We start from the raw sequence: 23,608 nt of genomic DNA, 5'->3' as shown, positions 1-23,608 counted from the left end.
TCAACCTATTGTAGCTTTTTCAAATTCAGCCATGGCTACTCCCACAAGGAAAAGAGCCAGCAACGCTAGTACTCCAACGTCAGTTGTTAGGGCAAATTTTGTTACGTTTTCTCCAACAAGGAAATGTCTTGCTCCATCAACTGCGTAGGTTAAGGGGTTGATGTAAGCTAAGGCTCTCATCCATGAGGGCATTGTGTCTATTGGGTACATTGCACCACTGAGAAAGATTAACGGCAGCATGAGAACCATCATTATCATCTGAAACCCTTCCATGCTCTCCATCCTCAAGGCTAAGCTAACTCCAAATCCTGAAAACGCAACCGCGAGGAGAAATCCAACTCCCAAAGCCGACAAAATACCACTAATTTTAAGGTTCTCCGCTAAGAGGAACGTCAAGAGGAGAATTATCGTCCCCTGTGTCAAGGTTACCAAGGAATCACCAAGGATTCTGCCCAGTATCCCTTCCTTTCTGGAAGCCGGAGCTACCAAAACTTCCTTGAGAAAGCCAAACTGCTTGTCCCATATGACGCTGACTCCACCTATAAAGCTCTGATTGAAGATCGTCATTGCAAATATACCCGGAGCGAGGAACGTTAGGTAGTCAACGCCTCCAAATATTGCCCTAGCCATTGGATTGTCGAAAACCTTACTCCATCCAAGCCCGAAGAACACGAGCCATATTAATGGGTTAACTATCATTCCCACAACTCTTGAGCGTGCCCGTGTAAATCGCTTGATCTGTCTGTATGCCATTGTTGTTAAAGCCCTCATTTACTTCACCTCCTCATTCTCATCCTTATCATTGACGCCAAAGTATTTGTCTCCCCTTCATCCCTAATCTCCCTTCCCGTCAGGTACAGAAAGACGTCGTTAAGCGTTGGTCTGTGGTAAGTTACCTCGACAATTTTCACATTTCGCTCCTTAGCAAGATCAAATATCTTAGGCAAAGCTTCTGCGGCGTTTACAACTTCAAGTCTAACCCTTCCATCCGATAAAAGTTTGCATCCTCTAATGAATTCAGCCTTGAGACATTTGAGGTCTTCTGGAGCCTCAAGTTTGAGATATATAACATCATTGCCGACAAGCTTTTTGAGCTCCTCTGCTGTTCCTTCAGCAATTATCTTGCCATGATCCATAATCGCTATCCTATCCGCTAACTGCTCCGCTTCATCCATATAATGGGTGGTTAGGAAGATCGTCATGTTGTGCTCTTCCTTCATGGCTTTGATGTAGTCCCAGATGTGGGCTCTTGTTTGAGGGTCAAGTCCTATTGTCGGCTCATCCAAAAATAACACTTCAGGCTCGTGAAGAAGAGCCCTTGCAATTTCAAGTCTTCTCTGCATACCACCTGAGAAATATTTTACAGGCTTATCTCTAAACTCCCAAAGCTCCACAAACTTCAAAAGCCCCTCTATTTTGTTTTTAAGCTCATTCCCTCCCAATCCATATATCCTCCCGTGAATATACATGTTTTCATAAGCAGTCAGCTCCCTATCAAGGCTTGGATCTTGAAACACTATTCCTATCCTCTTTCTCACTTCCATTGGTTCCTTAACCACGTCATGTCCGGCTACAATGGCCTTTCCCGAGGTCAATTTTAGGAGAGTAGTTAGAACGTGAACCGTAGTTGTTTTACCTGCACCATTCGGTCCTAAAAAGGCAAATATTTCTCCTCTTTTAACCTTAAAGGAAATCCCCTTTACAGCCTCAAAGTCACCATATTTCTTGACGAGATTCTCAACCTCAATGGCATACACTCTACTCACCTCCGAGAAGTATCAGCTTTATTCTCTTCGTAAATTTCTCAATTTCTTTCGAGATTTCAGCCTTTTGAGACTCCGAAAGCGAGGGCAAAACTTCCATAATTTCTCTTATTGTTTTAAACAACTCCCTGCCTCCAAGTCTAGAAAATTCTCTAAAACGATCAACCTTCTCAAGAGCCTCCTTCAGCTCATTTTGATGCTCTTGAAGATAACTCCTTCCCTTCTCCGTAATCCTATAGAGTTTTTTCTCTCTTTTTTCTGTCTCAACAACCTCAATAAGCTTGTTTTTCTTTAAATTAGCCAGCAAAGGATAAATTGCTCCAGCACTTGGGCTCGGTATTTCGTACCTTTTCTCAAGCTCCGCCATTATACCATAGCCGTGTAGAGGTTTTTCTTCAAGCAAATGAAGGATAAGAAGTTTCAAATATCCCCTATATTTTGGCCTTTCCATTATATCACCAGATATATCAAAAGATATATTTTTATAAACTTTGTCCCTAAAAACCCTTAATTAGTTCACGAAGTACAACTACTGGGGTGGGAATCGTGAAACTCATATTAAAACCCCTGTTCGAGGCACCTCTAACTCCCGATTTCATTGAGGTCATAAAAACAAAGCTCAAGGGAAAAGAAGTCAGAGAAGGTGATGTTCTGGAAATAGACCTGCTGGGAAAGCCTCTCAAGTTCAAGGTCATATATGCAGAGCCAGAAGTCATTAAGGTCACTGACTTAACGGCAATAGAGCTAAGCAAAGAAGAGATATTCTCCACAACACTTGAATTTGAAAAGGAAATTAAAGATTTGCTTCTCGGAAAAAGCATTATTGCAGTTGTCTTTGACGATGAGGTTTTAATTTTAAACCAAAGAGGGCACAAGATTTTTAACCAGAAATTCGAGAAACTTAAAGAAGTTAGGGTTGCAAAAAATACCGTATTGGTGGTTCATAATGAAAACAAACTTACAATCATCCAAGTCTGATGGATTTACATTTAACGAGAGCTGGGAGGAAAAGAAAAAACGTGCCCAAGAGATAGTCAAAAAACTCATAGAGACCTATCCTAGAGAAAAAATCCTCATTGGGGATCCTTACAAAACGCTGATCCACTGCATAATCTCCCAAAGGATGAGGGATGAAGTGACTTACAAAGTGTGGAGGGAGTTGTTTAAAAAGTACAAGAACATCGAGACAATAGCGAACACACCCATTGAAGAGATGCAAGAGTTTCTGAGGAAGAACGGTGTTGGCCTCTGGAAAACGAAAGGCGAATGGATAGTAAGGGCTTCTCAAATAATTCTCGAAGAATATGGTGGTAAAGTTCCAGATAAAATTGAAGAACTAATGAAGCTCCCGGGTATAGGGAGAAAATGTGCAAACATAGTTTTAGCATACGGGTTTGGAAAGCAGACGATTCCAGTGGATACCCACGTAAACAGAATCAGCAAAAGGCTCGGCTTAGCTCCTCCGAAGGTTTCACCGGAGAAAGTCGAGGAATACCTCAAACAATTAATACCCACGGATCTATGGATATATGTGAATCATGCAATGGTTGACCATGGAAAACGAATATGCAAGCCTATAAACCCAAAATGCAACGAGTGTCCCCTGCAGGATCTCTGCCCCTACGCAAAAGGTCAAATAGAGAAGAGAGAAATAAGATAAAAGGGCTTATATACCCAAATCACCAAATTTCTTTTGGTGTTATAAATGAGATACGAGATTATTCAAAGACCAAGTTTTAGCTTGGTTGAGGTAGAATTGGAGGATGGGGAAGCCATTAAGGCAGAACCCGGAGCAATGGTTCATATGAGCCCAAATGTAGAAATAGAAACAAAGACAGGCGGAGTTTTTAAAGCCCTAAAAAGGTCAATGCTTGGAGGAGAAAGCATATTCATAAACACCTTTAGAGCCAGAGGGGGTAAAGGAAATATTGGCCTAGCCCCGCCGTATATGGGAGACATAGAGGCATTGGAGTTAAGAGGAACCCTATATGCCCAGAGTGGAGCATTTTTAGCTAGTTCTGAGAATATAGAGATAGACACTAAATTCGGTGGTGCAAAGACCTTTTTCTCAAGAGAAGGGCTTTTTCTGCTTAAACTAACCGGGGATGGAACAGTATTCCTTTCAAGCTTTGGAGCAATATATAAAAAGGAGCTTAGAGATGAGCGCTTCATAATAGACACCGGCCATTTAGTGGCCTTTACAGAGGGTCTCGATTTTAAGGTAAGAAGGGTTGGGGGAATAAAAAGCACTATCTTTGGTGGCGAAGGACTTGTAGCGGAGTTCTATGGCACCGGGACATTATACATACAAACAAGAAGCATAGATAGCTTTTTAAGCTGGCTTATTCCCTTCCTGCCAAAGTCTCAAGGATGATATTTTTATACCCTCTTCTTTATACCTCTCCGGTGAGAAAAAGTGATAGGAGTGTCAACTCAGTGTCTATTTGATAAAAGCTTAAGCCTCGCCCTCCACAAAATTAAGAATCTCAACGTTGATTTTGTTGAGATCGTCAATGAAGGGTATCACGAGCTTAACAGGTACAACTATAAGATGCACAAGGAGTTTTTAGAAAACAACGGTTTAAAAAGCGTTATCCACGCTCCATTCAGCGATATAAACATAGGATCGTTAAACGAAAAAATAAGGAGAGTCTCTCTCAACATTATCTTTGAGACTCTGGAGGTAGCACATAGAATGGAATCCTTGCTTGTGGTAATTCATCCAGCACACAAGTCCCCACTAAGTGGAAAGTTTCCCAAAGCTTACGAAAAAGTCCAAAAACGCTCTCTAGAAGAAATAGACAGAGTAGGAGAAAAGATAGGTGTGAAGGTTGCTTTAGAGAATATGCCCTCCTTCTGGATACTTGATGGCCAAACTCCAGAGAGGATAGCAGAACTCGTTGATGGAACCAACATAGGCGTGACATTTGATGTGGGACACTTAAACACAACAATTGGAAACTTTGACGAGTTTATTGAACTCTTAAGAGACAGAATAGTGTACGTACACTTAAGCGACAATGACGGCACAAAAGACTCTCATTTGGCTCTAGGAGAAGGCACGGTCCCTTGGAGGGAGGTAATGAAAAAACTACCCAAAGTTCCCATGTCTTTAGAGGTAAAAACCTTCGACGATGCTATTAAAAGTCTCAAATTTTTGAGTGAACTTCACAGCAATATTTGATATTCTTTCAATTTTTGGGCAATAATGCCTTTATTGATTCATCAGGGAGCTTATTTTACCTACATAAAACTTTTATACACAAGAAGATAAAGTTCAAGTGGAACTTTATTCATAAAATTTTAGAGGTGATACCATGAAAAGCCCAAAAATTGTCGAAGAACTCAAACCCTTCTTCGAACCCAAGGCCGTCGCAATCATAGGAGCCACAAACAAAAAAGGAAAAGTTGGAAACGTTATTTTTGAGAACTTCAAAAGGAACAAAGAGCAGGGCATTTTTAAGGGCAACATTTACCCCGTAAACCCCAAGCTTGATGAAATCGAGGGGTATAAAGTATACAAGAGCGTCAAAGAACTCCCAGATGACACTGATTTAGCAGTAATATCAATTCCAGCTCCCTTTGTGCCAAACACAATGAGAGAAATTGCAGAAAAGGGAATAAAGGCAGTAGTAATTATTACTGGTGGTTTTGGAGAGCTCGGCGAAGAAGGAAAGAAAATGGAAGAGGAAATCCTTCAAATAGCAAGGGAAAACGGGATAAGGGTCATAGGACCCAACTGTGTTGGAGTTTACGTACCCGATACAGGTGTTGACACGGTTTTCCTACCTGAGGAAAAAATGGACAGACCTAAGAGCGGTCCAATAGCTTTCGTTTCTCAAAGTGGTGCTTTTGCCGCAGCAATGCTTGACTGGGCAGCTTTAGCTGGGATAGGAATCGGAAAGATGGTAAGCTATGGTAACAAAATAGACGTAGACGATGCTGATCTAATGGATTATTTCATTTACGATGACTCCATAAGGGTCGTCACCTTCTACATAGAGGGAGTGAAAGATGGCAGAAAATTCATCGAAGCTGCGAAAAGGATAACAAAGGTAAAGCCTGTTATAGCCCTTAAGAGTGGAAGGACAGAATATGGTGCAAAGGCTGCATCTTCCCACACCGGAAGCCTAGCGGGGGCTGATGTGATTTATGATGCAGTGTTCAAGCAGACGGGGATTTTAAGGGCAGAAGACTTTGAGCACATGTTTGACGTAGCAAAGGCATTTGCAAAGTGCAAGCTTCCAAAAGGAGACAGAGTTGGAATAATTACAGACGGTGGTGGAGCGGGAGTTATGGCAAGTGATGCCGTTGCCAAATTTGGTCTTAAAATGGCTGAACTTAGCGAAGAGACCATCAAATATCTAAAGGAACACTTCCCACCACATGCAGTTGCAGGAAATCCGACTGATGTCGTTGGAGATACCGACGCCCAGAGATACAAGTATGCAATTGAAGCTTTTGTAAACGATCCAAACGTTGATGCAATAGTGGTAATCGTTCTCTTCCAAGTGCCGCTCTTAGATGAGGAGGAAATAATAGAAATCTTAGCGGACTACGCAAAGAAGAGTGAAAAACCAATAGTTGCGGTTGCCATGGGCGGTAAAAAGACAGAGTATTATGCAAAGATACTTGAAGAAAAAGGAGTTCCCGTCTATCCTACACCAGAAAGAGGAGTTAGAGCATTAGCTGGCTTAGTACAATACTCCAAATATCTTGAAAAGTTAAAGGAGGAGTGATCCATTCCTTATTTCCTTATTATGGGGGGGTAATTATGAAAGATGAAGCTTTGAAAGTGATTGAAGAGGTTTTGGCCCAAGGTAGGAAGGCTTTGGTTGAATACGAAGCAAAGCAGGTTTTAAAAGCTTATGGCTTGCCACTTCCAGAGGAAAAGCTTGCGAAAACCCTCGATGAGGCCATAAAATACGCAAACGAAATAGGATATCCAGTCGTTATGAAACTCATGTCTCCACAGATTCTCCACAAAAGCGATGCAAAAGTCGTTATGCTTAACATAAAAAACGATGAAGAACTCAAACAGAAATGGGATGAAATTCACGAAAATGCAAGGAAATACCGGCCAGATGCGGAAATTTTGGGTGTATTGATAGCCCCAATGCTCAAGCCTGGAAGAGAGATCATTATCGGTGTCACAGAGGATCCACAGTTTGGCCACGCAATAATGTTTGGTCTCGGTGGAATCTTCGTGGAGATTCTCAAAGACGTAACCTTCAGGATAATCCCAATTGAAGAAAAAGATGCTTGGGCGATGATAAAGAGCATCAAAGGATATCCAATCCTAGCTGGGGCAAGGGGGGAGCCTCCAGCAGACATGAAGGCCATCGTAGATATGATGCTAAAAGTTTCACAGCTCGTTGATGACCTCAAGGATTACATCAAAGAGATGGACTTAAACCCAGTCTTCGTTTATCCCGAGGGAGAAGGAGCAGTTATAGTAGACGCAAGAATAATTTTGAAGTAGTCTCTGCAGAAAAATAATCCAACCCTTATTTTATTTTTCTTCCACAATTCGATATTTGAAGTTCTGTTTTGTAAGGTGGGAGTTTACATAAAACTTTGTTTAAAGTTTTGTTTGAATTTGTCAAAATGCTCTAATTCTTTGTAAACATCATCATTACTACATTCCCACATAATACAAAAGTATATATTACCTAAATCCTATTCATAGTAATAAGTTGAGTTTTTTGAGTGCCTGGTACCTTACCAAAAGGCTATCAAAAGGCTGCTTCTCAAATAACTCACATACACAGCGTAAGAGGGGGTGAAAATAGATGAGCATAGAAAGAAAAAGAATTCTCCAAACGATAATCGACGAAATCTGGAACAAAGGAAATGTAGAAGTAATAGACAAGTTTTACACACCAAATTTCAAAAATCACCATCCCAATATTCCTGAGGTCTCAGACTTTGCCTCATTTAAAAAATGGGTAGTTGAAGTTCACAAGACGCTTCCAGATTTTCACGCAACTATCGAAGACATGATAGCTGAGGAAGATAAAATTGCGGTACGGTGGACAGTAACTGGAACCCAAAAGGGCGAGTTTATGGGAATTCCACCTACTGGAAAAAAGGTCCGCTTTGAAGGCATGACTGTATACCGCTTCGAAGGAGATAAAGTTGCAGAAATGTGGTGGGTAAGCAACGAGATTGCTATTTTACGACAGCTTGGTGTTTTTCCACCAAAAAGATGACATTATTTGCATTCTCTGAACTGATCTCCTTTTTTTATTTTTTAAGAGTGACTTCCAGAACTTTTGGTTCCCTTCCCAAGAACTCGGCGGCCGTTAAAACACTTTTGTTGAGCTTTTCTCCAACTTCCCACACCTCCCTTGTATGTTCCTTAAAATGACGCTCTCGCGGGAGGTGGTGGTCGTAGATAATAGTCTCTGCATCTGTCTCTTTCACAATCCTAACCGCATTTTCAATTGCTCTTCTTAAGTTGATTTTATTGAGGAGGTAACCAAGCATATAGGTCATAGGGCCGTCTAAGACTAAAATATCTGGATTTTCTCTAATTATCCACTCCGCATAGTCTTTTATTATAGGGCCATTTAAATCACTTGAATAGATTAACTTTTCTTCTTCATGCTCAATAACAGTTGAAATCACCCAACCCACTCTTGAAAACTCTATTCCATGAAAGAGAGGTTTCGTAAATTTGACTTTTGTGTCTCCAAACTGAAATTCTCTCCCATCGGCAAACACAACTCGAAGATTCTTGAAACTCATCTCAGGAATTTTTGGGTTTCGATTCCATTTATTGATCCTATTTCTGAACCACTTAAGGCCTTTTTCAAGGAGTTGTTTCCTTCGCTTGTTGTAATCTCCGAAATCCTTGGAGAATGCTATTGGTAGCTCTTCCATTGGATTTGGATATTCTCGCGATTCTGGTTCTTTCCAGATATCCTCCAACTTTAGGTCTCCATAATACCTGTAGAGATTGGAATAAAAATACTCGGCCCGTTCTCTCTGGGAATCGTTTATATAGCCATTTGGATCCTTAACTAGGAGGAGCTTATCCTCATACACATATAAATCGCTTGGGAAGTAGTGATCGTAGTGATAGTGAGAAATTACAATAATATCTGCCTTTTCACTGGCCTTTTTTATTGCCTTCTCCCCCTCAATAAGCCATTCGATCTTCTCTTCTTCAGTGGCTGGAAAACTCGGCTGCATAATAGCGATACCCGGATCTATTAAGATCGAGATGTCAGGTGTTTTAACGAAGACACACGAACTCTTGGCTCCCAAGGAATCAAACCACACAGGTTCAAATGAAAGCGTCATGTTCATCCCTCAATTTTCATCCCTTTAAACATCAACATAAATATTCCCAATATCACCATCCCAAAGATTCCAACAAAAGCAAAGCCGAACCTAAAACCTAAAAATCCAACCAAGATTGGGCCCAAAGCTTGGCCTATGTCTTTTATACTCTCCAAAAAACCTAACGCTGTCCCTCTAAGCTTTGAAATTTCTGTTGCCAAAGGCTTAGTTGAAGCTTCACTTACTGAAGCGCCGAGGGAAAATAAAACTGCTCCCCCGATTATTAGTGAGAGGGAATTTGAGAGGGCAAAGATGAGCATGGCAAGACTTACCATGCCCATTCCCACAATTATTGGCTTTATTCTCCCAATCTTGTCACTTAAGTAACCAGCGTAGGGTTTCACAATTGCCATTAGCGAAATCTCAATTGCAAGGATTAATCCCGAAAGCCAAGCTTTGTCTTCAAGAAAGTAGAAAAGAGGTAAAAATGTTTCAATACTTTGATAAGCCATATAAACAGCTGCATCCAACAGACCAAGAAGAAAGAGGGTGGAACTAAATGAAAACTCAAACTTCTCTAATTCTCCTTCTGCTTCAGGTAACATAAAAGTTATTGCAAAGGTTGTAAATCCAAAGAAAGAACACAAAATAAAAACAATCCAAAATCCTGCGAAATATATTAAGCTTCCTGCCAATAACGGAGCAATGGCTCTCCCCACGAGAGTTGCAGAACTTAAAATCCCCATAAAAGTACCTTTCTTTTCAGAATATAAGTCACTGATTAAAGCAAGGGAAACAGGAACAAATATAGCAGTTGCTATCCCATAGTAGGCCCTTACCAAAGCTAACGCTATAGCATTGTTAGCAAAGAAGTAAAGAAGGGGCGCAGAGAAGAATACAAAGCCGCTTATTTTAAGAAGCTTTTTTCGTCCATAGATATCGCTCAAAAGCCCTGAGGCAAAGTTCATAAAAATACCCGTTATAGTTGATGCCGCCGCAACAATTCCAATCTCTCCCCTGCTTAACCCCAAACTTTGAGCATAGAGTGGCAAAGTTGGAGATTTACTCATGGTAGAGCCAAGTATTGCAAAAAATCCTGCTATTAGGATTGCGTAAAGTATCTTCTTCATGTTTACCCCACCAAAGTTTGATCCCAGGATATTAATCGTTACCATTAGATAAATACTTAAGCTTCAAGCTTCAAAGAGATAATATGCCGGAAATAGACCTTAATGGAAAAAAGATTCAGTACGAAGTCAGCGTGAGAAGGGTAAGATACGTGAGAATCTACATAGCTCCAGAGGGAAAACTCTATATCGTCTCCCCAACGAGAAGAGTTGAAAGGTTCCTAAAAGAAAAGGAGGATTGGATACTCTCAAAGCTTGAGAAAATTGAGAGGGCAAAAAACATTCAAGGGTTTCCTTATCTGGGAAAGTTCTACCCATTTAAAGACGGAAAGATTTTCACCGATAACAAAGTTTTAGACGTTTCAGACAAAAGAAAGCTTGAGAAAACTCTAAAAAACGAGCTTAGGACATTATTGGTGTCCCTTGTTGAAGAACGTGCTGCGAGTTTGGGTGTCAAGCCAAAAAGAATTTTCATCCGAAAACAGAGGACGAGATGGGGAAGCTGCTCCCCAAAGGGGAACTTAAGCTTTAATTTAGCAATGCTGGCCTTACCTCCGGAGCTCATTGACTATCTCGTAACACACGAAGTGACTCACCTTATAGAGATGAACCACTCCAAGAGGTTTTGGACGTTGGTTGAGGAATTCCATCCAGACTGGAGGAAAAAGAGGAAAGAACTTAAGGATTGGTGGATAATTGTCCACAACAACCCCATCTGGAGAGAGATACTGGGGGGAAGAGAATGAAGGTCATCCTTTTGGGCTCCGGCTCTTACAGCGGGACTCCTAAGGCATTGTGCAACTGTGAGAACTGCACAAGGGCGAGGAAGTTCCCCCAATACAGAAGAACAAGGTTTTCAATGTACATCCCAAAGATAAAAGCTCTCATAGATCCCTCTCCAGATCTGTATTACCATCTAAAGCACCTAAATGAAAAAATCGAGAGGGTTTTTATAACTCATCCCCACTTTGACCACATTGCCGGGCTTCCCGAGCTACAGGTTTTTAAGGAGATTATCTTTTACTCCCATGAGAAAACTCTTAGCATTGCGAAGCTCTTGCAGGAAACTTTTTTAGGGCAGAGAGAGTGGAGATACATCCCCTTAGAGTTCAACAAATGGTATGATTTTGGAAACTTCAAGGTAAAGCACTTTCCAGTTGTTCACCAGCCCGGAGAAGTTGCCGGTGGATTCATCCTAGAGATAGGGGAGAAAAGGATCGCCATAACTGGAGACACGGGGCCAGAAATTTTGAGGGACGAGAAAACATTGAAAGAAATTCAAGGAGCCGATCTTCTCGTCGCAGAGATGACCCACAAGCATTCAATTCCTAGAACCCATCTCGGGGTGGATGATGCAGTTAAGCTCGCACAAAAAGTCAATGCAGTAAAAACGCTCTTCGTGCATATAAGCCATTCAAACTATACCCATGAGGAGCTGGAAGAAAAGGTTGGAGAGGTAGGAATAATTGGAAGGGACTTTATGCACTTGGGGATTTAAACAAGAAAGAGCTCTTCAAAAGCCCTTCTCCAAGGAAAATCATTGGAACAGAACATAAAAATGAGAAACCCAAGCGAGTTTTCACTCTCCCATCACCTGAACAACCACTCTCCTTCTTCTTGGCCTTACATCGAGCTCCACAAAAAATATCTGCTGCCATATGCCCCTGACAACTTTTCCTTCAACAACGGGGAGTACAAGTGAAGGTCCCAAAATGGTAGCCCTTAGATGAGAGTGAGCATTGTTGTCTATCAAATCGTGCCTGTAACCAGCACCTCTGGGCACAAGCTCCTTTATAATTCTTTTAAAGTCCTCAAGGAGACCGCTCTCGTGTTCTATTGTTACAACGGCTCCAGTTGCCCCGGGAACAAACACAAGAACTTGACCGTTTTTTATTTCGCTCCGTTCTACTATCTCCTCTACTTCGGGGGTTATATCCACCAAATCTATTTCCCCTTTCGTGGAAAACCTAAGCTCTTCGGTTACTACCTTCATTCCACCACCTCCAGAGCAAATAACCGGCACCAAACCCTATTAGGTTTGCGGCCATGTCCATAAAGGAAAAGCTCCTTCCCGGGATAAAGACCTGCAGAAATTCAAGAATAACCGGAAAAACTATGTAAAACTTACTCCCACTAATCAGACCGAGAAATAAGAACTCCAAGAAATGTGCTATTTTGTCCCCTCCCGCTATCCCAACCGATGGCACCTTAGGAGAGAGATTGGCATAAATTAGAAAGATGAGGTAGAGATACTTCAAAGGCCTCATAGAAAACGCTCCAGTTTTTTAACTTTTTCAACGACCTCTATTGGGCTTTTGCCAAAGATATAAACACAAGGTTCTATTCCGAATCCCCCCTTATCTATCACAGCATCAAGAATCCCTTTTTTCTTAAACTCTTCGGTGATTAGTTTAACGGTTTCTTCCTCGCTTCTCTCGCTTTTTTCTACAGTTCCAACTTTAAAACCTGCCTTTTTAAGGGCACCCGATATTTTCTCGTCGTACCTTATGTTCAAAACACTTCTAACTTCGGGAAAAATTTCAGAAAGCCCAATCAACACCTCTGCCATGTGTTCGCTCACCCCAAATTCTGGAGGCAAAGCGTAGGCTTTTCCCTTTACCACTGTTATCCTCCCTGGAATGGCAGCAACATCGTTCTTTTCTTTTGGTTTTGGAAGGGAATAGGCAAAGTTGCTTCTGACCTCAGGAATTAACTCCAAAAACTTCTCATCACGAAGCAACTCACTTAAGGCCAAGGAAAGCTCTTCTAAAATCTGAGTTCTTGAAGGCTCTTCAGTGAATATTTCTCGGCATAGAGACTCATCACTGCTACCAATGTAATCCAAATAGCCCTTGCAAAGAATTCCGCTCCTGAACATTTCAAAGAACTTTCTGTTCAAAAACCTTACCAAGTCCTCCTTTTTTGCCCCATACAGAATAAGCCCCGCAACCTCTTGAGCGACCTTTTCAACCTCCTTACCAAGTTCACCACTCAGCCTTCTATACTTGCCAGTTAGGTATTTGCTAACCATCGCTTGGGTAATTCCCAGGTGTTCCGCTATTTTCGCCTGAGTTAAGCCTTTGGAGTATAAAATCCGAGCAACATTTGCCCTGAGGTTGGGCATAACTTCCTCAGCCCAGAATTCACAAGGGGTTTTCATGCTCTTCACCAGTTGTTCTTTTTTAAAACCAGGTTATAAACCTTTTCCAGAAAAGCTTATATCTCTAACCCTCTTTTTAACCACTGTGAGGAAATATGAAACTAATTAAAATAATACCCATTTTCCTGATAATTTTTTCTCTCGGATGCATTACCGTTGAAGATGGGCTCTACTCATCCCCCATAAACTCTAATGTCAAAGTATACGTGCAGATAGAAGAAAAAAGCGCAGTTTTTGACTTTTCAGAAGTGGAAATAAAAGTGGGAGATAAAACGATAAGTGAATTCAATAAGCCCATTTTTGTTGGATATGCAAGGGGAGATAACGGAGAAGTCAACGTTGCATTCATTGCGGAAGCAAGAGTAAAAAACTGGTATGGAAAAAATGGGCATGCTAAAAACCTGATTACATTTAAGCTCCCCTATGGAGAAGAAGTACTTGTTACCTTGGAGCTCTACTATCAAGATGAGAGCATTAGGATAAGAGCAGATAGGGATAAATCGGGAGTTATCGGTGAGAGCATTCCAAAAGATGTTTTTCTATCTCCAGAAGAAGCCCTGCTCGAAGAAATAAGAGGCCTCTATGGAAAAATTCCAGAAGATATTCTGAGAGAAATCGAGAGAAACAAAAAATTGAGCAGCTTTTTCCTGCAAAAGTATTCCGAAACAGGCAACATCACCTATCTCATATCCTATAGGGATTCCTCCTATGTACTACGGGCTTTTGGGGAGCTTGCAAAATGGAAAGCCCTCACACCCGTTGACCTAAAGGTCTTCAACCTAACTCTGAAAGCCAATAACGAGTACTACTCTCGCTTTACTTCACCACAAAAGGACTTTTTTACTGTGATATTCTCGGACAGCACTCCCTACTACTCCCCAATAAAGATAAAGGGGGCACTAAACACCTCTTTGCCCTTCATATACTACCGGGGGAGGGGAATAAACCTCTATGCGGTGAGTGCCCTTCACTGGGTTGACCTGTACTTCCAAAGGGGAGATAATGAAAAAGCTCTAAGACTCCTGGACGAGCTTCAGGGGCTCCTCTATTATGGAAATTACAACGGCGAAGATTACGCTTTGTTTTTGAATTATTTTCATTTTGAGAATTCTTCCGTTCCCTGGGTTTCTGGCTACGCTCAGGGCTTAGGAGCAGGATTATACGCTAAAGCATACCAAATAACAAACAACAAAACATACCTAAAAACAGCAAACCTGCTATTAAATTCATTTGACCTGCCTTTAGAAATGAACGGATTTGTTGCAGATACAAAATACGGGCCATGGTATCTCGAATACAACTACAATTCAAATGAGCTGGTCTTAAACGGCCACATAATAGCTTTGCAAGGCCTCTACTACTACTGGGAAATCACGAAAGATGAAAAAGCATGGAAACTATTCAAAGCTGGAGTAGAGAGCACAAAGAGGGCACTCCCAATCTTTGACACCAACTCGTGGAGTAGATACTCAAACATTCACGGGGACGCGAGCGAGTTCTACCACAGACTCCACATAAGGCTCTTAAAATGGTTATACGATGTTACCGGCGATGAGTACTTTCTCAATTATGCCAGAAAATGGAACAATTACCTAATTTACAGAGGATTAAAACCGGAGGATCTCGGATGAGTCCGGTAAAGAAGTTCTACTCTCTGCTACTGCTCTTCCTCCTTTTAACGGGTTCATATCTCGGAAGCTTTGAATTTTCAAAGAGGACTATAACGGAAAGAGCCGATACATTGAAGAATATCTTAAACGAGAACCAAAAGGTTGTTTTAGATAACTTCTTCAAGTTCTTAAGCACCACAAATGTCCTTTTCTTGTTTTCAAGTGTAGAAGCAGGTTACTCAACAAGAACCTTTGCAGAGGTCTTGAAAAGGGAAGGAAACCTGAGCATAGGGGAGGTTAAGATGCTGCACTTGACCCTAAAGGCCAACAACGAGTATTATTCCAGATACATATCTCCACTAAGAAGCTTTTACCCAATAACCTTTGAAAACAAAAGCCCCTATGGAAATGTTTTCTTTGCTGAAGGGGGACTTAACACCTCCCTCCCCTTTGTGCATTACAATTTCAGGGGGCTTGTTCTGTATCCGGTAAGTGCCCTTCACTGGGCTGATCTGTACTTTAAGAATGGGAACATAGAAGAAGCCCTAAAAATCTTGGATGAGCTGGAAGGGGTTATGATTCTCAGAAAGAAAGACAAAATTGAGTATGCTTTGTTTTTGAATTATTTTCATTTTGAGAATTCTTCTGTACCTTGGGTTTCTGGTTATGCCCAAGGCTTAGGAGCAGGATTATACGCTAAAGCATACCAAATAACAAACAACAAAACATACCTAAAAACAGCAAAACTCTTCCTCAATTCCTTTAAGATCCCCTACAAAGAAGGAGGATTTGTAGTGAATTCTCCATATGGACTTTGGATTCTAGAGTATGGATACAATCCAAATGAACTGGTTTTAAATGGGCACATTATAGCACTCCAAGGCCTCTACTACTACTGGGAAATCACGAAAGACCCTTATGCAAAAGAGCTATTTGACAACGGGACAGTCTCTGTTGCAAAGGCTCTTCCGTACTTTGATAAGGAAGGATGGAGTTTATACTCGAACATTCATGGAAAAGCAATGAGAAAATACCACGAACTCCATATCCAGCTCTTGGAATGGCTCTATGAAAAAACGGAAAATGAAATCTTTAAAGAATATGCAGAAAAATGGAAGAGATCACTCAAGGATGTGCGGTAGCGACCTAATAACCGGCAGAGCGACGAGAATACCGATCACAACATCCACAGCACTTTGAATGGCATTTGGAATGCCTATCACTAGCCAGAATGGAATATGGAACCACTCTTCAATAGTTGGAATTACTTGTTCTCTTGGAATGCCCAGCCACAGCGGTAGGGCATAGTAGTAGTTCATTGCAACCATTGCGGGGATCCTTATCGCAATTCCTATCAGATACGCCACAAGCACAAATATTACAAGGTCTCTCTCCCTCTTGTAGTTCTTGAAGTCAAACCTTGTGATCCTTTTAGCAATTTCAAGGCCTATTACCACACTCAAGGTTGCAAAGAACTTCATACTGGCTCCCAACCAAGAGGCAGACGATACTAAACTCAAACCCAAAAACAATAACACTAAAGCTGTTACACTGCTCCAAAAGCCCAACAAAATGTAGATAACCACTATCGGGACGGCTACAAGATCAATTGTCATTCCCCATTGAGTCGGAACCTTAAGTGGGGAAATCTGCAATACCAAAGATAAGCTCAGCAGCAGTCCGATTAATCCTATCTCCCTAGCCTTCATTTAAACCACCACCCGTGCTTTTGTTCCAATCTTTATAAAATTTTGTTCCATAATCGGAATATTTGGGAGGACAAAAATGAGAAGCAAAGCATTTATATGTTCCATGAAAATAAATTCTACGGTGGTTGGCATGAGAATACCCGAAGATGTTCGGAAAGACATCCCTTTAACGCAAGAAGTTATATATTTTGACAACACCGCAACTTCTCTAACCCCCAAACCAGTTGTTGAGGCCATGGACGAGTATTATTTGAAATATAGGGCAAACGTCCACCGTGGAGTTCACAGGCTCTCTCAAAAGGCGACCCATGAATATGAAAAGGCAAGGGAAATCACAGCAAAGTTCATTGGAGCTAAATTTGAGGAGATTGTGTTCACAAAGAACACGAGTGAAAGCTTGAATTTAACGGCTCTTGGTTTGGAGGGGATTTTTAAGAAAGGAGACAAGATAGTGACAACTCCCTACGAACATCACTCCGACTTGCTCCCTTGGCAGAGATTAGCCAAAAAACTTGGACTGAAACTGGAGATAATCGAAGGAGACAACGAAGGAAACTTGGATTTAGCGGATGCGGAGAAGAAAATCAAGGGAGCAAAGCTTGTAGCCATACAGCATGTCTCCAATGCTCTTGGAGTTATCCACGAGGTAGAAGAAATCGGAAAGATGGCAAAAGAAGAAGGAGCAATATTTGTTGTCGATGCAGCCCAAAGCGTTGGCCACATGGAGGTTGACGTTAACAAACTTCACGCAGACTTCTTGGCATTTTCGGGACACAAAGGGCCAATGGGCCCAACTGGAATAGGAGTGCTTTACATAAGGGAGGAATTCTTCGATGTGTTCGAGCCCCCGTTAATAGGTGGGGGAACAATTGAAGACGTCGATCTCTACGATTACAAGCTCACCGAACCACCAGAGCGCTATGAAGCCGGTACGCCAAATATTGGAGGGGCAATAGGTCTTGCTGCTGGAATAAAGTACATTGAAAAAATAGGCATAGACAAAATCGAAAAGCAAGAGCACAAGCTTGTGAAAAGAACAACTGAAGGCTTAACAGAGCTTGAAGTTCCATGGTACGGACCAAGAGACCTCAAAAAGCATGCTGGAGTTGTGAGTTTTAACGTCCCTCCGCTTCACCCCCATGACGTTGCCGCCGTTCTGGATGAGCACAACATTATGGTAAGGAGCGGTCATCACTGTGCATTGCCGGTAATGAAAAAGCTTGGCATAAATGGAACTGTTAGGGCTTCTTTCCATGTATACAACAGCATTGAAGAAGTTGAAACGTTCCTTGGGGTTATGGAGGAGCTTGTGAAAAGTTTAAGGTAATTTTTTCTTTTTTAAACTTTTGGAGGAGTTTACTTGAGGATAGAGGAGATTCCCGCTTCAAGTGCACACCTTCAAGACAGCAAAGTTCAAGACCCATCGTTTAAAGAATGCTGGGGCCTTTATGAAGCTCATTCTAAAAAAGATCTAAGCCTTATTTAATCCAAAATATCGTTTCTCATCGTTCACATGCAGATTTTCATAATTTTTAATGGGTTGTATGTGTAGAAAGCTGTTTATGGAAGCCTATACAAAAAAATGAAACGTTCCGGAACGTTCTTTTCACCGGGTTCCTAAAATAGGTAAAGAGCCTAGTTAAGAATGGTGATGGACATGAGATGGTTGAAAGTTTGGGTGTTAATAGCCCTGTTGGTTGGGAGCATAATACCAGCGGGCTTGAGCCTGGCAGATGAAAACACCACCATAGAAAATGAAACAGAGCCTTTGCCACCAGAAATACAAAACATAACGCAGGAGGAGAGGATAGCCGAGCATATTGTTGCAGCCCTTGAAAGACTGAGCGAAATAACAACAAGACTAATTAACAATACAAACTTGCCGGATAACTCAAGCGTTATGAGACACTACCAACTGGCCGAAGAATATAAGGAAGATGCCCTTGCTGCTTATGAAAGCGGCGACTATTACAACACCATAATCAATGGCTTAACGGCAATGCATCACTACAGAGAAGTTCTGAAGAGCTTTGAAAGAGGAAAAGAGGAGCTCAAAGAAAGGTTACCAGAGGAAATAAAGAGAATGGAAGGCTACTTTAGAATGGCTGAGAGAACTATAGAGATCGCTCAAAAACAGGGGATTGATGTAGAAAACGCAACAATGCTTTTACAAGAAACTAAGGAGGCTTACAGGACTGTGTTAGAGGACATAAAAGCCAGAGATTTCGAGAAAGCTAAAGAAGACCTCGAAGTTGCGAGGGAGAAAAAAGCGGCATTAGACGAGGAACTAAAGAAAATAAGAAAGGAACTTGTAGAGGCAAACGCTGACAAGATAGTAAATGAGTTCTTGGAGAAGGGTGCAAGAGGAATAGAAGTGGCAGAGAAGGTAATTGAGGCGGCAGGAGAAAAAGGCTACGATGCAAGTGAACTTCAGGAAAGGTTTGAAGCGTTTAGAAAAGTCTACGATGAGATTAAAGACCTAGCGGATGAAGGAAAATACGACGAAGCCCTTCAAGTCATGAGAGAGAACGCAGAGACCATAAAAGAATTTCACAAAGCAATGGCATTTATCCAGAGAAAGTTCCACGAGAGAGAAGCCCAAGAAAAGATGAGAGACATGAGAGCATTTCTCAGAGAGATTAACGGCAGAATTCAGAAGGATGCAAAGGCCTTGAGAGAGCTCAAGAGAAAAGGAGTAGATACAAGAAAGGCAGAACTGCAGCTTAAAACTTCGATACAAGAGGTAAGACTTGGAATCGAGCTCCTAAAACACAAAAAGCCAGCAGAAGCAAAGATGCACTTTGCAATCGCCCTGGACATGCTCCATAGAGTGGATGAGTTTATCCTAAGGCATCTCTGATTTCTAATTTTTTATGGAGGTGGGAAGTATGAAAAAGGCTTTGCTTGCCTTATTGCTTTTTATTCCCCTTGTAAGTGCAGAGAACGTAAACATAACTCCCTATGGAGACGGATATGCGACTGTAGAAATCGAAGTGCCCGTTGATGATTATGCAACGCAGGTTACATTATCTTTACTTGGGGATCATTACGAAGACGTCTTTGTTACCGACGAAAACGATAATCCCCTTGAATATTACATAAACGGAAACGAGATTACCGTAAACACTCAAGATGCCCAGATAGTGAAGATTACTTACACCACTCCAGATTTGATTAAGCAAGAGGGCCTTGTTTGGACAATCTCATTGAAATCAGACAATCCAGTGAGCGTTATATTACCAGAAGGAGCAAGCTTGGTGGATATGAGCGATGTCCCCCTTGAAGTTGAGGGCAATAAAATAACACTTCCAGCGGGAAAAATTGAGGTAAGTTTCACCCTTGAAGAGGGAACAGACACCCCGAATCTAACAAAAGAAAAGAGTGCCCCAACAAAAATTATCCTTTCACTGGGGGCGCTTTTGCTGATCTCAATTTTGGGATTTGCCCTCTGGAAGCGATGATGTTCGACCTTTTCTTTCAATCAATAAATTTTATGAAGTACGGTTCATAAATTCTGGTTGGTGGTTCTATGCTGGTTGCAAAGCCATGTACCAGCATGAAGGCAATAAACGTAACCCCTAAAGAAAAGTTTGATTTAGACCTCGAGGAAGTCTGCGAATGCTTAGCGGAGAAAGGCTACCAGATAAAGCGAGTAACCAAGTTCTTAGCCCTTGTTAGAAAGACATATGACATAAGCATATTCCCGAGTGGAAAAATTATAGTCAAGGAAACAAACAACAAAGAGGAAGCTTTAAAAATTGCCCAAGAAATCTACGAGTGCATCAAGGCGTACAAGGTGAGCTGATGTTTACAATAGAAGAGATAAGTGAGAAGGTCAACAGAATAAGAAAAGAAAACGGTTTTCCCCTAGTGCCATTTGTGATAGATGAAATTAGGTATGACAGGGAAGGAGATAAGCTGTTTATAATAGGCAGAGATAGAAGTGATAAAAGTGCAATAATCGGGAACAGCTTTGTAATCGGAAAGCTTAGAGAAGAACTCGGCGTGAAGCAGGTTACAGTATATTCAAAGCTTGACCTGCTTATAAAGCAGAAAAAGCTCGAAAAAAATTTGGAAAGGATTAGAGGAACTTTTTTGGAATTTTTGGAACCAATAATCGAGGCAGAGTTTAAATTTCCTCCCCGAAAGTGGCCCGAGTTAAGAGTAGACGAGAGAGCCCTTGTTTTTCTCAGCTTTAATGCAAAGGCCATGATAGGCTTTGCTGAAAAATTGGGGTTAAAAACTAAGAAAATCGGTATCAAGTACACATTTCCAAAAATAAGCTATGAACCAATAGACGGCTCTCTTAGAGAGCTCTTTTATCCAGATGAGGAAAAGCTGAAAGATATCGCCAAAGAAAGGGGAATCAATCTCGTCATTGGGGATTTTCCATTTGATTTGAAGTTTATTGAGGATGTGGCACTGTTAAATCCCCTTAGGTTTCTCCACATTGGATTCTTTGAGGCTAAGTACTTTTTCGGCTTTGAAAAGCCTGTCAGGATTGACAAGGATGCCATGATAGACTTTGTAGTTGATATGGTGGCTGAAGGATTAATGGAGTCCACAGATGGGGCAAACTTAATATGGTGGGCATGGAAAAAGTAACCTGGTGGTTAGATGATAATAGGAGTTGTTGGTAAAATCGCAGCTGGAAAAACAACAATTGCAAAGTTTTTCGAGGAGAGAGGTTTTTGCAGGGTTTCATGCAGTGATCCGTTAATTGATCTTTTAACTCACAACCTAAGCGAATATTCATGGCTTCCTGAAGTTCCAGAAAAGAGCGAACCAACAAGAGATAAACTCATTGAATACGGCAGATACCTAAAGGAAACCTACGGGGAAGATATCCTGATAAGACTCGCATTGGACAAGAAAAGAAACTGCGAAAACGTTATCATCGACGGAGTTCGCTCGAGAGGTGAGATAGAGGCGATAAAAAAGCGAGGCGGGTTTATAATCTATGTTGAAGCGAGGCCGGAGATAAGGTATGAACGCTTAAAGAAGAGAAACGCAGGTAAAGATAAGGTGATAAAAAGCTTTGAAGATTTCTTAAAGGCTGATGAAGCTGAGGAGGAGCTTTATCATACGAGCAATCTTAAAGATTTGGCTGACTTTTTGATTGTAAATGAAGGAACTTTGGAAGAGCTGAAGGCAAAGGTCGAGGACATAATAAGGAAGCTCACTCGTGCATGAGTTTGCTGAAGAGAGTGGCAACAAAGGAAGAGTCGTTTTGGTTTGGAACTTGAGGGATTTCGACTCTCTTGGAGATAGAGGTATAGGGCAAAAGTTTATTTAACAGGAGGGGAATTTTTAACTAGGTGGTAGTATGAGTAAAGTGATTGAGAGGCTTGAGAGGATTGAGCACCTTTTAATCCAGCTCAACGCGAAGATAGACAACTTCCTTGGTTACGAGTCCCTGAGCAAGAAGGAGAGGGAAGAGCTCAGGAAGATGCGCGAGGAGGTCAAGAGGGGCGAGTTCGTCCGCTTTGAAGAGCTCTTCGAGGAATGAGCATGTACGAAGTCGTTTTTTACTCGCAAAGCTGCGAAGCAGGTCAAGAACCTTGAGCCCTCCCACAGGCGAAAGCTAAAGGAGATAGTTCTGGCGCTCTCCCAGAACCCCTTTTCATACCCTTACAAGAAGATTAAAGGGGAAGAGCGCACTTACAGGATCAGGGTCGGCAGGTTCAGGATACTCTACGAGGTTGATGATGAGAATATGAGGGTGATCATCTTCAAGGTCGAGAGGCGCGAGAGAGCTTACAGGTGAGGAAAAGGCTTATCTCTTCCAAAGCCCAAGTTTAGAGGGTGGTTCCCTTGTCGCTCCTGCCGCTGGCCGGGATGTTCATATTCGGAAGCAAAAAGAAGGAAAAGTCCCCGGAGGAAGTATACAGAGAACTCGCAAGGAAATACGGACTAACTGTTGATCAAGTAAAAAAAGCGGTTATTTAACTTTAATGGGTGTCAAAAATCTGCCCGAACTAGCAGCAGAAGGAGATTCGGAAAAGGACATAAAAAAATGTACAAAATCCTCGACGTGATTAAACTCCCCAGTAAGGAAAGGAAAAAAAGGATACGTGTAAGAAGCTTATTCGACCATGATGTACACCACAAAATGATTGATGCTGAACACCCGAACGGCATTAAGATAATGATCACGCACCCGTTCCTTGCGCTGACACTGTCCCACATTGCTCGCAGTACCTCGAAGCACGTGGGCCACGCAGTCGGCGATGCCCTTGACGCGCTAATCGAGGAAGGTTATGAATTCGACAAACTAAAAGAAAACCCACAGATGTTGGCAGAAGAAATTGTTAGGGCAGCAAACAATAGAGGAATTCCCGTTAAAGAAGAAGATGCGGAGAAATTGGTTGAAGCATTCAAGAAGGCTGCAAAGATCGCTGAAAAGATGGTCGACGATGCTTCAGAAGAGCGGTTAGATGCACTCTATCAAGCATTAGCAGAAGAGACCGAAGACCCAGTGTACATACTAAAAAAGAACGGCATCGACATCGGGCCGGAACTTGAGGAGTTCCGTCAGTTCCTGGCGGAGATCAGCGGGAAAAGGTCGAGAAAAAGTTCAACCACTTGAAGGAGGAGAAAGAACTTACCACGGCTCAAATCCCAGAAGATGCTAAGCTCGAAGTCCTCTCCCTCATAAAAGCAGTGAAGCTCGTTGATTCCGCCGAGGCAAGGAGTAAAGCAGTAAAAGAGCTTAAGGAAAAGGTTAAAAAGATAGCTGAGGGTGAGCTCAGCGAGGAGGTCTTCCTTAGGGCCGGCCTCTACGCAGTTGCTACAGAGCTCATAATCAGAGAAGAGGAAGAAAAGCTCGAAAAGTTCTTGGGGACGAGCTGATTCGTTTCCGACTTTTTGATCCTTGACCCAACAGAGGAAAGCCAGCACCCAAACCACAATTTATGATAACTTGGAATTATCAAATATTTTGCATAGGGAG

31 protein-coding genes and 1 pseudogene are annotated in these 23,608 nt (G+C 41.8%); 23 read left to right on the top strand and 9 right to left on the bottom strand.

Translation table 11 applies throughout. The features are described 5' to 3' along the window. Genes NF859_RS04130 through NF859_RS04120 form a run of 3 tightly spaced genes read right to left on the bottom strand, consistent with a single transcriptional unit; the run spans nucleotide 1 to nucleotide 2,214 of the window. A complete protein-coding gene (locus tag NF859_RS04130; protein ID WP_252743145.1) occupies nucleotides 1-771 on the bottom strand; it encodes an ABC transporter permease in 771 nt (256 codons plus the stop codon). Between the two features lie 5 nt (nucleotides 772-776). Continuing rightward, on the bottom strand, nucleotides 777-1,757 hold the full coding sequence (locus tag NF859_RS04125; RefSeq protein WP_252743144.1) for an ATP-binding cassette domain-containing protein: 981 nt from the start codon (nucleotides 1,755-1,757) through the stop codon (nucleotides 777-779). Nucleotide 1,758: 1 nt separating this feature from the next. Further along, on the bottom strand, nucleotides 1,759-2,214 hold the full coding sequence (locus NF859_RS04120; protein ID WP_252743143.1) for a PadR family transcriptional regulator: 456 nt from the start codon (nucleotides 2,212-2,214) through the stop codon (nucleotides 1,759-1,761). 95 nt (nucleotides 2,215-2,309) lie between these two features. On the opposite strand from NF859_RS04120, the gene NF859_RS04115 reads away from it, so the two are divergent. The 7 genes from NF859_RS04115 (at nucleotide 2,310) to NF859_RS04085 (ending at nucleotide 7,975) form a co-directional block, all read left to right on the top strand. Beyond that, the gene (locus tag NF859_RS04115) at nucleotides 2,310-2,741 is read left to right on the top strand and encodes a DUF6849 domain-containing protein (RefSeq protein ID WP_252743142.1); all 432 of its coding nucleotides are present in this window, start codon (nucleotides 2,310-2,312) and stop codon (nucleotides 2,739-2,741) included. Further along, nucleotides 2,710-3,423 (top strand): endonuclease III domain-containing protein, encoded by a 714-nt coding sequence (locus NF859_RS04110; protein WP_252743141.1) that lies wholly within the window; start codon nucleotides 2,710-2,712, stop codon nucleotides 3,421-3,423. Before NF859_RS04115 ends, NF859_RS04110 begins: the two co-directional genes overlap by 32 nt. Nucleotides 3,424-3,468: 45 nt before the next feature. Next, nucleotides 3,469-4,137 carry a TIGR00266 family protein gene (locus NF859_RS04105; RefSeq protein ID WP_252743140.1) on the top strand — a complete coding sequence of 223 codons (669 nt, stop codon included), beginning with the start codon at nucleotides 3,469-3,471 and terminating at the stop codon, nucleotides 4,135-4,137. Nucleotides 4,138-4,179: 42 nt separating this feature from the next. Beyond that, nucleotides 4,180-4,947 (top strand): sugar phosphate isomerase/epimerase family protein, encoded by a 768-nt coding sequence (locus NF859_RS04100; RefSeq protein ID WP_252743139.1) that lies wholly within the window; start codon nucleotides 4,180-4,182, stop codon nucleotides 4,945-4,947. A gap of 133 nt (nucleotides 4,948-5,080) precedes the next feature. Beyond that, nucleotides 5,081-6,502 (top strand): acetate--CoA ligase family protein, encoded by a 1,422-nt coding sequence (locus NF859_RS04095; protein WP_252743138.1) that lies wholly within the window; start codon nucleotides 5,081-5,083, stop codon nucleotides 6,500-6,502. A gap of 35 nt (nucleotides 6,503-6,537) precedes the next feature. After that, on the top strand, nucleotides 6,538-7,245 hold the full coding sequence (locus NF859_RS04090) for an acetate--CoA ligase family protein (protein ID WP_252743137.1): 708 nt from the start codon (nucleotides 6,538-6,540) through the stop codon (nucleotides 7,243-7,245). Nucleotides 7,246-7,555: 310 nt separating this feature from the next. Beyond that, nucleotides 7,556-7,975: an ester cyclase gene (locus tag NF859_RS04085; protein ID WP_252743136.1), complete on the top strand. Its 420-nt coding sequence runs from the start codon at nucleotides 7,556-7,558 to the stop codon at nucleotides 7,973-7,975. A 34-nt stretch (nucleotides 7,976-8,009) separates the two neighbouring features. Here NF859_RS04085 and NF859_RS04080 read toward each other — a convergent pair whose 3' ends face one another. Both NF859_RS04080 and NF859_RS04075 read right to left on the bottom strand, forming a co-directional pair. Further along, nucleotides 8,010-9,071, bottom strand: coding sequence for an MBL fold metallo-hydrolase (locus NF859_RS04080; protein WP_252743135.1), 1,062 nt, complete (start codon nucleotides 9,069-9,071; stop codon nucleotides 8,010-8,012). Between the two features lie 2 nt (nucleotides 9,072-9,073). Further along, nucleotides 9,074-10,180 carry an MFS transporter gene (locus NF859_RS04075; RefSeq protein WP_252743134.1) on the bottom strand — a complete coding sequence of 369 codons (1,107 nt, stop codon included), beginning with the start codon at nucleotides 10,178-10,180 and terminating at the stop codon, nucleotides 9,074-9,076. A gap of 83 nt (nucleotides 10,181-10,263) precedes the next feature. Here NF859_RS04075 and NF859_RS04070 point away from each other — a divergent pair, with 83 nt between their 5' ends. Together NF859_RS04070 and NF859_RS04065 are read left to right on the top strand one after the other, a co-directional pair. After that, a complete protein-coding gene (locus NF859_RS04070) occupies nucleotides 10,264-10,923 on the top strand; it encodes a M48 family metallopeptidase (protein WP_252743133.1) in 660 nt (219 codons plus the stop codon). After that, nucleotides 10,920-11,675 (top strand): MBL fold metallo-hydrolase, encoded by a 756-nt coding sequence (locus NF859_RS04065; RefSeq protein WP_252743132.1) that lies wholly within the window; start codon nucleotides 10,920-10,922, stop codon nucleotides 11,673-11,675. Before NF859_RS04070 ends, NF859_RS04065 begins: the two co-directional genes overlap by 4 nt. An 81-nt stretch (nucleotides 11,676-11,756) precedes the next feature. On the opposite strand, the gene NF859_RS04060 is transcribed toward NF859_RS04065, so the two are convergent. Genes NF859_RS04060 through NF859_RS04050 form a run of 3 tightly spaced genes read right to left on the bottom strand, consistent with a single transcriptional unit; the run spans nucleotide 11,757 to nucleotide 13,337 of the window. Next, complete coding sequence (locus NF859_RS04060) at nucleotides 11,757-12,170, bottom strand: secondary thiamine-phosphate synthase enzyme YjbQ (RefSeq protein ID WP_252743131.1); 414 nt, start codon at nucleotides 12,168-12,170, stop codon at nucleotides 11,757-11,759. Further along, nucleotides 12,145-12,444, bottom strand: a complete 300-nt coding sequence (locus tag NF859_RS04055; RefSeq protein WP_252743130.1) for a VanZ family protein — start codon at nucleotides 12,442-12,444, stop codon at nucleotides 12,145-12,147. Before NF859_RS04055 ends, NF859_RS04060 begins: the two co-directional genes overlap by 26 nt. Beyond that, nucleotides 12,441-13,337 carry a thiamine-phosphate synthase family protein gene (locus NF859_RS04050; protein ID WP_252743220.1) on the bottom strand — a complete coding sequence of 299 codons (897 nt, stop codon included), beginning with the start codon at nucleotides 13,335-13,337 and terminating at the stop codon, nucleotides 12,441-12,443. The genes NF859_RS04055 and NF859_RS04050 overlap by 4 nt, the downstream gene beginning before the upstream one ends. A 95-nt stretch (nucleotides 13,338-13,432) precedes the next feature. Here NF859_RS04050 and NF859_RS04045 point away from each other — a divergent pair, with 95 nt between their 5' ends. Both NF859_RS04045 and NF859_RS04040 read left to right on the top strand, forming a co-directional pair. Beyond that, nucleotides 13,433-14,968 carry a D-glucuronyl C5-epimerase family protein gene (locus NF859_RS04045; RefSeq protein ID WP_252743129.1) on the top strand — a complete coding sequence of 512 codons (1,536 nt, stop codon included), beginning with the start codon at nucleotides 13,433-13,435 and terminating at the stop codon, nucleotides 14,966-14,968. Continuing rightward, a complete protein-coding gene (locus tag NF859_RS04040) occupies nucleotides 14,965-16,089 on the top strand; it encodes a D-glucuronyl C5-epimerase family protein (RefSeq protein ID WP_252743128.1) in 1,125 nt (374 codons plus the stop codon). Before NF859_RS04045 ends, NF859_RS04040 begins: the two co-directional genes overlap by 4 nt. On the opposite strand, the gene NF859_RS04035 is transcribed toward NF859_RS04040, so the two are convergent. Further along, complete coding sequence (locus NF859_RS04035) at nucleotides 16,069-16,656, bottom strand: hypothetical protein (RefSeq protein ID WP_252743127.1); 588 nt, start codon at nucleotides 16,654-16,656, stop codon at nucleotides 16,069-16,071. The genes NF859_RS04040 and NF859_RS04035 overlap by 21 nt on opposite strands. 130 nt (nucleotides 16,657-16,786) lie before the next feature. Here NF859_RS04035 and NF859_RS04030 point away from each other — a divergent pair, with 130 nt between their 5' ends. From NF859_RS04030 to NF859_RS03990, 12 genes and pseudogenes are all read left to right on the top strand, one after another. Then, on the top strand, nucleotides 16,787-17,983 hold the full coding sequence (locus NF859_RS04030) for a cysteine desulfurase (RefSeq protein WP_252743219.1): 1,197 nt from the start codon (nucleotides 16,787-16,789) through the stop codon (nucleotides 17,981-17,983). Nucleotides 17,984-18,016: 33 nt separating this feature from the next. Further along, the gene (locus NF859_RS10635) at nucleotides 18,017-18,142 is read left to right on the top strand and encodes a hypothetical protein (RefSeq protein ID WP_289846415.1); all 126 of its coding nucleotides are present in this window, start codon (nucleotides 18,017-18,019) and stop codon (nucleotides 18,140-18,142) included. A 171-nt stretch (nucleotides 18,143-18,313) separates the two neighbouring features. Continuing rightward, complete coding sequence (locus tag NF859_RS04025; protein WP_252743126.1) at nucleotides 18,314-19,516, top strand: hypothetical protein; 1,203 nt, start codon at nucleotides 18,314-18,316, stop codon at nucleotides 19,514-19,516. 28 nt (nucleotides 19,517-19,544) lie between these two features. Next, the gene (locus tag NF859_RS04020) at nucleotides 19,545-20,117 is read left to right on the top strand and encodes a hypothetical protein (protein WP_252743125.1); all 573 of its coding nucleotides are present in this window, start codon (nucleotides 19,545-19,547) and stop codon (nucleotides 20,115-20,117) included. Nucleotides 20,118-20,185: 68 nt separating this feature from the next. Then, nucleotides 20,186-20,461 carry a hypothetical protein gene (locus tag NF859_RS04015; RefSeq protein WP_004068159.1) on the top strand — a complete coding sequence of 92 codons (276 nt, stop codon included), beginning with the start codon at nucleotides 20,186-20,188 and terminating at the stop codon, nucleotides 20,459-20,461. Continuing rightward, nucleotides 20,461-21,261 carry a hypothetical protein gene (locus NF859_RS04010; protein WP_252743124.1) on the top strand — a complete coding sequence of 267 codons (801 nt, stop codon included), beginning with the start codon at nucleotides 20,461-20,463 and terminating at the stop codon, nucleotides 21,259-21,261. Before NF859_RS04015 ends, NF859_RS04010 begins: the two co-directional genes overlap by 1 nt. A 12-nt stretch (nucleotides 21,262-21,273) precedes the next feature. Beyond that, nucleotides 21,274-21,849: an AAA family ATPase gene (locus NF859_RS04005; protein ID WP_252743123.1), complete on the top strand. Its 576-nt coding sequence runs from the start codon at nucleotides 21,274-21,276 to the stop codon at nucleotides 21,847-21,849. Between the two features lie 133 nt (nucleotides 21,850-21,982). Continuing rightward, nucleotides 21,983-22,165: a hypothetical protein gene (locus NF859_RS04000; protein ID WP_252743122.1), complete on the top strand. Its 183-nt coding sequence runs from the start codon at nucleotides 21,983-21,985 to the stop codon at nucleotides 22,163-22,165. 30 nt (nucleotides 22,166-22,195) lie between these two features. Further along, nucleotides 22,196-22,423: pseudogene (locus NF859_RS10695) on the top strand (type II toxin-antitoxin system RelE family toxin); the annotation flags it as partial. A 47-nt stretch (nucleotides 22,424-22,470) separates the two neighbouring features. After that, complete coding sequence (locus NF859_RS10630; protein ID WP_289846414.1) at nucleotides 22,471-22,605, top strand: hypothetical protein; 135 nt, start codon at nucleotides 22,471-22,473, stop codon at nucleotides 22,603-22,605. Nucleotides 22,606-22,672: 67 nt separating this feature from the next. Beyond that, a complete protein-coding gene (locus NF859_RS03995) occupies nucleotides 22,673-23,245 on the top strand; it encodes a hypothetical protein (RefSeq protein WP_252743121.1) in 573 nt (190 codons plus the stop codon). Continuing rightward, nucleotides 23,242-23,508: a hypothetical protein gene (locus tag NF859_RS03990; protein ID WP_252743120.1), complete on the top strand. Its 267-nt coding sequence runs from the start codon at nucleotides 23,242-23,244 to the stop codon at nucleotides 23,506-23,508. The genes NF859_RS03995 and NF859_RS03990 overlap by 4 nt, the downstream gene beginning before the upstream one ends. The last annotated feature ends 100 nt before the right edge of the window (nucleotides 23,509-23,608 follow it).

It is taken from the genome of Thermococcus alcaliphilus (assembly GCF_024054535.1).
In the GTDB taxonomy this organism is placed as follows: Archaea; Methanobacteriota_B; Thermococci; order Thermococcales; family Thermococcaceae; genus Thermococcus_A; species Thermococcus_A alcaliphilus.
Note: the sequence above shows the minus strand (reverse complement) of the source record. Positions and strands in the feature narration are given on the sequence as shown.